Annotated in this window: 7 protein-coding genes and 2 pseudogenes; 6 read left to right on the top strand and 3 right to left on the bottom strand. The window is 67.5% G+C overall.

The annotated features are described in order from the left end of the window. Positions 1-110: 110 nt before the first annotated feature. A pseudogene (locus ACFSL4_RS36645) lies at positions 111-481 on the bottom strand (tyrosine-type recombinase/integrase); the annotation flags it as partial. Between ACFSL4_RS36645 and ACFSL4_RS36640 the strand changes: the two are divergent. Next, positions 365-664: an NUDIX hydrolase gene (locus ACFSL4_RS36640; protein ID WP_381092421.1), complete on the top strand. Its 300-nt coding sequence runs from the start codon at positions 365-367 to the stop codon at positions 662-664. The pseudogene ACFSL4_RS36645 and the gene ACFSL4_RS36640 sit on opposite strands and share 117 nt — an antisense overlap. Positions 665-1,034: 370 nt before the next feature. Here ACFSL4_RS36640 and ACFSL4_RS36635 read toward each other — a convergent pair whose 3' ends face one another. Then, positions 1,035-2,033 (bottom strand): helix-turn-helix transcriptional regulator, encoded by a 999-nt coding sequence (locus tag ACFSL4_RS36635; protein ID WP_381092419.1) that lies wholly within the window; start codon positions 2,031-2,033, stop codon positions 1,035-1,037. A gap of 386 nt (positions 2,034-2,419) precedes the next feature. Here ACFSL4_RS36635 and ACFSL4_RS36630 point away from each other — a divergent pair, with 386 nt between their 5' ends. The 3 genes from ACFSL4_RS36630 (at position 2,420) to serS (ending at position 4,687) form a co-directional block, all read left to right on the top strand. Continuing rightward, the gene (locus tag ACFSL4_RS36630) at positions 2,420-2,686 is read left to right on the top strand and encodes a hypothetical protein (protein ID WP_381092417.1); all 267 of its coding nucleotides are present in this window, start codon (positions 2,420-2,422) and stop codon (positions 2,684-2,686) included. A gap of 186 nt (positions 2,687-2,872) precedes the next feature. Beyond that, positions 2,873-3,031: a hypothetical protein gene (locus ACFSL4_RS36625; protein ID WP_381092415.1), complete on the top strand. Its 159-nt coding sequence runs from the start codon at positions 2,873-2,875 to the stop codon at positions 3,029-3,031. 372 nt (positions 3,032-3,403) lie between these two features. Continuing rightward, positions 3,404-4,687: a serine--tRNA ligase gene (gene serS / locus ACFSL4_RS36620; protein ID WP_381092413.1), complete on the top strand. Its 1,284-nt coding sequence runs from the start codon at positions 3,404-3,406 to the stop codon at positions 4,685-4,687. Between the two features lie 389 nt (positions 4,688-5,076). On the opposite strand, the pseudogene ACFSL4_RS36615 reads toward serS, so the two are convergent. Further along, positions 5,077-5,307, bottom strand: a pseudogene (locus tag ACFSL4_RS36615) (tyrosine-type recombinase/integrase); the annotation flags it as partial. 71 nt (positions 5,308-5,378) lie between these two features. Between ACFSL4_RS36615 and ACFSL4_RS36610 the strand changes: the two are divergent. Further along, positions 5,379-5,546, top strand: a complete 168-nt coding sequence (locus tag ACFSL4_RS36610) for a hypothetical protein (RefSeq protein WP_381092411.1) — start codon at positions 5,379-5,381, stop codon at positions 5,544-5,546. 198 nt (positions 5,547-5,744) lie between these two features. After that, complete coding sequence (locus ACFSL4_RS36605; RefSeq protein ID WP_381092409.1) at positions 5,745-6,314, top strand: DinB family protein; 570 nt, start codon at positions 5,745-5,747, stop codon at positions 6,312-6,314. Positions 6,315-6,633 lie beyond the last annotated feature (319 nt).

Genomic DNA, 6,633 nt, shown 5'->3' with positions numbered 1-6,633 from the left:
AAGCCCCCGCGCGCAGGCGATCTACCAAACTCCTGATCCGAACTCCAGACAGGACCTAGGAACGTTCCTAGGCGGCCCACCTGTTTTCGTGTGCGTGTCCATCTGCGTGACTACCGCTCCGGACCCCGCTTGAAGATGCCGTCCATGACCACGGCGCCGGTCTGGATCACGGGCCGGATCTGCTTCCGGTAGACCTCCTCGGTCACGGCCGTACCAGAGTGCCCGACGAGCCGGGAGATCTCCTCCGGTGGGACGCCGCGCTCGGAGAGCAGGGAAGTGAAGCTGTGCCGGAGCTCCGAGGCGTCCAGTCATCGGCGTTGATCCCCTCGGCACTCTTCAGCCCCTGGCGGAAGGCACGCCGCAAGTGGCTCGCCTCGAGCAGCTTGCCCACGGCCGACGAGAAGACGAGCCCGTGTTCCTCCCACCGGTCGCCAGCGGCGAGCCGTTCCCAGCCCTGGTCTTCGAAGTGCTGCCAGAGGACCTGGCGGCGATCACCTTGCAGCCCGAGGAGCTCAAGGGCTTCGCGCCTCTCTCCCCGGAGCAGATCACTGAGCGCACGATCCCGCGACTAGCCCGACGCATCCTCGCGGCGGCCGAGGCCAGGATCGGCTCTGCGCCGGTGTACTTCGAGCATGGCCAGAGGCCCGAAAACCGAGCTGCGTGATCACGCAGGACACGCGCAATTGAGCGCCGGCGCTCACGAGCCCCACGTCAGGTCGTCGGGAACATCGGGCGTGGTGGGGGCCGAGGCGGCGCTGGTCCACGTCTGGTGCCGGTCGGCCGGAGAGTGTCCGGGAACGACAGCGGGGCCAAAGGCCGCGAGACGCGCTGCCGCCAGAACAGCGGACTTGATGGCGGCGGCCTTGACGAATCGCTTGGAAACGGACACAGCAAACCCCCGTGCGAATATCCCGAGTAGTGACGAGAAGAGGGATTCAGAAATCCTGGTGCCGGATTTCTGAAATGACCCTGCAGACGCCCTCTCTCCATGGCCGCCGGACCGCGCACGGCAATCGGAGCTGACGCGTCCGGGGTCAGTGGCGACTCTTCGGGAGCCAGCCGTTCTGGACCGCGTGCACTCCGGCCTGGAACCGGCTCCTGGCCTCCAGACGGTCCATCAGGTCCGCGGCGATACGCCGTGCCGTCCGCGGGGACACGCCCAGCCGCTTGGCCATCGCCTCGTCGGTGAGACCGCTCGCGAGCAGGCGCAGTGCCTCCGCTTCCTGCGGGGAGAGTCCACGGGAGTCCGCCGAAGGGGTGTCCCCGAGAGGGGCGGCGGTGCTCCACACCTGCTCGAAGAGCGCGCACAGCGCCGCCACGACACCCGGCCCGGTCAGCACCGCCGCGCCGGCGCGCGCGTCGGAGATGTCCGTCGGCAGGACGGCCAGATGCCGGTCGATGATGATCATGCGAACGGGCAGGGCGGGCGCGGTGCGTACGCGGCCGCCCCTGCTGTTCAGCCATGCCACGTGCTCCAGCGTGGGCTGATGGTTGCGCACGCTGTCCAGATACACGGTGCGCATCCGCACGCCACGGTCCAGCAGCGCCTCGTTGGGTCCGCGGCTCGCCTGGAGGTCCTCGGTCCTGTGGGCGCCTCCGGGCGCGAACGTCATGACCTCGGACCGGGCCTGCTCGCCCAGCCGGGCCAGCCTCAGGCGAATCGCGTCGGTCCCCACCAGTTGCTCGGACTCGGAGCCGCCCTGTCCCCGGTTGAGTACGGAGTACTCGGCGATCAGCTGGGCCGCGGCGGCCCGGGAAGCCTCCAGGCGTTCCTGCTGCGCGGCAAGATCTGCCTGACGCCGCGTCAGCAGAAGCTCCATCGCCACCTCTGGGCTCACCATCAGAAACTCGGCGCCTTCTCCCACTGACGGCCGGATGAGGGACAGTGAGCTGAGGGCGTCGAGACTTTCCCGGACGTCGGAATCACCCATTCCGAGCCGTTTCGCGAGCGCGGTGACGCCTTCCGACGGATGTACCAGCATCGCCCGGTAAACCTGTTCCGAGCGGTCATCAAGTCCCAGTGTCTCCAGCATGGGCCCCCCTCCGATCAACCGATCCCCGCATGGCACAGATTGTAGGTCGTAGATCAACTCCATCGGAATGGCGTGGCTTCGGATTCCGTAAAGGCCCCGCCGCGGGCCGACCGCTGCCCGCCGTGGGCCGACCGCCGCCCGCACGCGGGAGAAAAGAGGTGGCGGGAGGTGAACTCTCCTTGACTGAGTATGAGTTGAAGGTGCCGAGGGAGGAATGCCGAGCGGTCACCGGCCTTGGCCTGTTTATGTAATGGCCGGAAGCGTCCAGGTTGAGGGGACATGAGCTCTATTGCCCGGCATGCATGATCCTGCGTATGTACCTCATCCAGGCAGTGCTTCGTGCCGCAGTCGGATCCGACATCCCCGTCGATATGGCGGCCCTCATCATGCGACATGCCGGTGCCGACACGGGTCTTGAACATGTGAGCGTCCACGCCGAGGCCGGAACCGGCCTCGTGCTCGGCCTCTTCCTCGTGGTCGACTCTCTGGAGGCGGCGGAGCGCGGCGCGCGCCGAATGTGCCACCGCGTGCTCTCCGAAGCCCCGCAGCTCCGCGGGTTCAGCCTGCTCCGGTGCAGCGCCGAGGCGCCCCTCGCCTACTACGAGAAGCTCATCACCAAAGGCGAGGGCCCACCGGGCGACGCCGGAGGGTGATGCCGTGCGACGCGACGCTGGACGCATTGTGCCAAGGTCAAATCCGTCCAACGGCAAACTCTTTCACTCCTCCCCCCGGTCTCGGCACAGTGGAACCACTGAAGGCCAAGAGGCCCCGGATCTCACCGAAATCCGCGTTCCTCTGTCGGCCTGCCACTGATTCCGGACCTCATTGGAGTGAATGCCATGCTCGCGTTCAGGACTGTGAAAGCAGTTGTGCTGTCGCTCTTCGCCGTCGCAGCCCTGGCACTTCCTGCGATGGCCGGCGGCGCCGGCTTTGAGACGACCGCCGGGAAGACGGTCGTGGCACAGGCCAGTCCCGACGATCTGACGTGGGGCTCCTGACCCCTCACCAGGCCGGAAGTGTCAAAGAACGGCACGGATGTCCCGTGGTCGGGAATTCGGTCCGCAACGACGAGTGGAACGACGAGTGGAACCCTCGATGAACCCATCACGCACGCCTGCCACGCTGATCGATCTGTTCCAGCGGACCGTCTCCGCCCAGCCGCAGGCTCCGGCTGTGACCGACGACGAACGCTCCCACGTCGCTGGTGGTCGGCAAGGTCAGTGGCGGACGCGCTCCCTCGGTCACGGAATCCGAGGGACTGGCCGCCGCCGAGGCAGCATCATGAACTGTTGACAGGCGCCCGGGACCCCCGGTCCCCGCGCCGACATCGAAACCCCAGTGCGAGAACGCGTTCAGGAGGCTCAGACAAGATGCTCGATATCGGGCTGATCAGGAAGGACCCGGAGGCGGTACGGGAAGCACTTCTGAAACGCATGGACAAGGTGGACCTGGAGCCGGTCCTGGAGGCGGACAGGCTCCGGCGTCAGCTCGTGGCGGCCGCCGCGGACGCGCGTGCCGAGCGCAAGAAGCAGTCCAAGGAGATCGGTTCGCTGCGCGGGCGCGGCCAGGACACGGCGGAGCTGGAGCGGGCGGCTTCCGAGTCCGGCGACCGCATCGCGGCCATCGAGACCGAGCTCGCGGAGGCCGAGAGCCGCCTGCACGAGCTGATGATGGAGCTGCCGAACCTGCCCGCCGAGGAGACGCCGGCTGGCGGCAAGGAGGCCAACCGGGTCGTCAGCACCTGGGGCGAGCAGCCCGACCTCGGACCGGGGGCACTGGACCACGTCGAACTGAGCACCCGGCTGGGACTGGTCGACTACGCGCGCGGCGCCAAGCTCGGCGGCAGCGGCCACTGGCTGTACACAGGCCTGGGCGCGGCCCTGGAGTGGGCCCTCCTCGACTTCTTCTGCCGTGAGCACTTCGCCGCCGGCTACGAGTTCATGCTCCCCCCGCACCTGCTGACGGAGGAAGCCGGCTACGCGGCGGGCCAGTTCCCGAAGTTCTACGACGACGTCTTCCACCTTCAGGCGGACGAGGGGGAGCGTGGCTCGTTCCTTCTCCCGACCTCGGAAACGGCCATCGTGAACGTGTACCGCGACGAGATCGTCCCGACCGACCGGCTGCCGGTCAAGGCATTCGCCTACACGCCCTGCTACCGGCGGGAGTCCGGCAGCCACGGGACGCAGGAGCGCGGGACGATCCGCGGCCACCAGTTCAACAAGGTCGAGATGTTCCAGTTCGTGACGCCCGAGGGCGGACGCGCCGCGCTCGACGAGCTGGTGCAGCGCACGGAGGACCTGGTGCGCAAGCTCGGACTCCACCACCAGACGTCGCTGCTCGCGGCGCGGGACGCCAGCGCCAGCATGAAGATGACGTACGACGTCGAGGTGTGGATCCCGAGCATCGGCACGTACAAGGAGGTCTCCTCCGCCTCCTGGGCGGGTGACTACCAGGCCCGCCGTGCCAACGTCCGCTACCGTCCCGAGGGCGCCAAGAACACGGAGTTCGTGCACACCCTCAACGCCTCCGGCCTGGCCACCAGCCGCCTCCTCCCGGCGATTCTCGAGCAGAACCAGCAGCCCGACGGCTCCGTCGTCGTGCCCGAGCCACTGCGGCCCTGGGTGGGCACCGACGTCATCCGTCCCCCCAAGTAGTCGCCCCCCAAGCAGTCGCGGAAGGGGCCCGGTCCTCGGGGGCCGGGCCCCTTCGCGTAGCGCCGGGCGCCACCCGGCAAGAATCCGGTCCCACTCCTCATGCGGGGGCATCGACTGAAGTCCCACTGGGAGCCATCTGGGAGCCGACCCGCTCCCCAAGCCCCTTCGGCACCAACCGGAACCGCGCCACCCCGACGCCCTGAACAGGCAAAACAGCAATCCACCCGATGGTAATCCTGCCCGAACCTCATTCGGGACGAAGAGGTCGTGGGTTCAAATCCCGCCACCCCGACAGCCGAAACAGCAGGTCACCCACCTACTAGTCACTAGTAGGTGGGTGATCTGTTTGATCTGCGTGTCTAACTGCGTGACTACCGCTTTTCGCGTGGTTACGGGCGCCCCTCCTGCGCCCCAAAGATCCCGTCCATGGCCACAGCCCCGGTCTGAATCACGGGCCGGATCTGCTTCCGGTAGACCTCCTCCGTGACGGCCGTCCCCGAGTGGCCGACGAGTCGCGAGATCTCTTCCAGCGGGACGCCCCGGTCGGACAGCAGGGACACGAAGCTGTGCCGCAGCTCCCTCGGCGTCCACTCATCGGCGTTGATCCCGTCGATCCCCTTGTGAACTCCAGGACGCCGGCAGCCTGAGCCCCCTGTTTCACGACCATCTCGGAACGGCTCTTGGTTCACTCGTGCTCGCTGTCATCCTCAGCACAGCCGCGATCGTCTTCGCAGCACGGAAGTCCGAGGCACAGTCCTTCATCACCGTGGAGGACTTCTGGGGCGGGGTCCTTATCGGGTTCCTGATCGGCTGCTCAGGAACAGCTGCGTTCACAGAACTCACCGGTGTCAGCAGCTAGGCCCCGGTCATCTACACGCTGGTGCCCGGACGCTGGGAGAAATACGGGAGAAGATCTTCTCCCGCCACTCTGACAGGTGAAGCACCAGGTCAAGCCTCAGCGTCCTCACTCCTCCGGTCCTTTAGGTCAGAATCTGACCTCTATGGCCCCTAGCGTCCTCCTTGCCCGGCGGAACACGAACCACGGAAGGCAGAGACCATGAGCGAGACCGTGACTGTCAACGAACTGGCCACCCACGACTCGGCCCATGAGCCGACCGCCACCGGCGAGCGCGCCGACTTGCTGGAGGCCCTGGCCAAGCATCGGCACTTCCTGCGGTTCACCACCCGTGACCTCACCGACGAGCAGGCCGGGTGCCGGACCACCGCCAGCCAGCTGTGCCTGGGCGGCCTGATCAAACATGTCACCGCGGTCGAGCGAACCTGGGCGCAGTTCATCCTGGACGGCCCGTCGGCGATGCCCGACTTCACCACCATGGCCGAGGCCGACTGGGCCCGACGGGCCGACGAGTTCCGGATGCTGCCCGGCGAGACACTGGGCGGCGTGCTCGCCGACTACGCCGAGGCAGCCCGCCGAACCGACGAACTGGTCGCCGCCCTCCCCGACCTGGACGCCACACAACCACTGCCGAAGGCCCCGTGGTCCGAGCCGGGCGCGCGATGGTCGGCCCGCCGGGTACTGATGCACATCATCGCCGAGACCGCCCAGCACGCCGGCCACGCCGACATCATCCGCGAGTCCCTGGACGGCGCCAAGACCATGGGTTAGCCAGCGGCGCGGCAGGGCGTATCGCCCCCTTCATGGGGGGGCGACACGCCCTGTGACCCCACAAACGCCTTGGCCTCGCGATCCGCGGGTCAGGGACGTCAGCGAGGCAGCTGACATCTAGTCCTGACATCAACAGGCGCGAACGTCGGCGTATCAGTGCAGCTGAGGGCGCACCCACGAACGGCGGTACGAAGCCGCTATGCAGGCCGAGGAGGGCCGCCGGATCGAACTCCTGAAGCGGCGATCGCTCGACCCACCGTTGCAGGCGGGCGCAGGCCACCAGTGCGCTGCCGTCTTCGGTGAAGTAGATCAGGAAGGG

It is taken from the genome of Streptomyces caeni (genome assembly GCF_042678285.1).
GTDB lineage: Bacteria > Actinomycetota > Actinomycetes > Streptomycetales > Streptomycetaceae > Streptomyces > Streptomyces caeni.
Note: the sequence above shows the minus strand (reverse complement) of the source record. Positions and strands in the feature narration are given on the sequence as shown.